The following is a 492-nucleotide window of genomic DNA, read 5'->3' on the forward strand; positions in this document are numbered from 1 at the left end:
GATCAGCCGTCTCCCAGTCATTCGGCGCCCACTTCTGCGAGGTCGAGGTGGACGAGGACCTCGGCAAGGCCACAGTGACGCGCTGGGTGGCGACAATGGACTGCGGGCGGGTGCTCAATCCGAAACTCGCCCGCAATCAAGTGATGGGTGGCATCACCTTCGGTATCGGCATGGCGCTGTACGAACAAGTGTCCTACGACCCCCACACCGCACAACTGATCGGTGAGTATTACCTGCCCACCCACGCCGACGTCCCCGAGTACGACATCGCGTTCATCGACCGCCCCGATTACGGGCTCGACCCACTTGGGATACGCGGCATCGGTGAGATCGGCGCCTGCGGAGTGCCCGCCGCCATCGCCAACGCCGTCTTCCATGCCACCGGGAAGCGGTTGCGGGACCTGCCGATCACCCTGGAAATGTTGATGGGAGAACCGAGTTGAACCCGGCGGAGAACACCATGGATATCGAACTGTGGGTCAACAGCCGCAG

The 492-nt window shown here is 62.8% G+C and carries 1 protein-coding gene; it reads left to right on the forward strand.

Annotation, left to right across the window (positions count from 1 at the left end; genetic code table 11):
- A partial coding sequence (locus RM844_RS32225; RefSeq protein WP_311670995.1) for a xanthine dehydrogenase family protein molybdopterin-binding subunit occupies window positions 1-443 on the forward strand: 443 nt, incomplete at its 5' end.
- Window positions 444-492 lie beyond the last annotated feature (49 nt).

The organism is Streptomyces chisholmiae (assembly GCF_031845445.1).
Taxonomy (GTDB): Bacteria; Actinomycetota; Actinomycetes; order Streptomycetales; family Streptomycetaceae; genus Streptomyces; species Streptomyces chisholmiae.